This window comes from Martelella alba (assembly GCF_005217455.1).
Lineage (GTDB): Bacteria > Pseudomonadota > Gammaproteobacteria > Enterobacterales > Enterobacteriaceae > Acerihabitans.
On the sequence record NZ_SZPQ01000173.1, the window covers coordinates 1 to 583 of the forward strand.

Here is a 583-nt window from a genome sequence, read left to right on the forward strand (position 1 = left end):
GCTAACCATTGACGCGCGGCCCGGCGCCACAATCCAGCGGTTTCCAAATGCTCCGCCAGGGCAATCTCATTTTCGACACTCATGCCTCCACCCCTCGCTGTGCGTGCTCTCTCCAAATTCTGTTCCAGGCGTTAACCGCAAAACCGGTCTGCATTTGGCGCACACCGGCCTTGCTGGCCTCACTCCGGACCTGTATTTCCAGCTCACTCGGATTTTGGATTGGCAGGCTGCTGCCGATGAATCGCCGGTATGCGGCATCACAATCCTGATCGACGGCGACCGTGGGCACACCGCGTTTACCCCAGGCGGAACGCGGCGGCCGACCGGCTTTTTCCCACTTCGTGGCCGTTTGGAGATACCCGGGGAATTTAGTGGGCTGGAATAGCGTGGCCGGGCGCAGGTATTCGGCCATTTTCAGGTCGGAACCCCATTTCTCGACGCTGTAATCGACCACCAGCACCAGTTCGGCGACAGCGAACCCCTCACCCAGCCGGGCACGGATGTTTTCGAGAGAGGATTTGCTGACCTGGTACCGGGAACCGGTGGTCTGGTTCAGGTGGGTTAGGACCTGTTTAGCCTGATC

1 protein-coding gene is annotated in these 583 nt (G+C 59.7%); it reads right to left on the minus strand.

Features of this window, described 5'->3' with window-relative positions:
* Window positions 1–79: 79 nt before the first annotated feature.
* Window positions 80–583 (minus strand): conserved phage C-terminal domain-containing protein (locus tag FCN80_RS26275; RefSeq protein WP_170975553.1); only part of this gene is annotated, 504 nt, incomplete at its 5' end.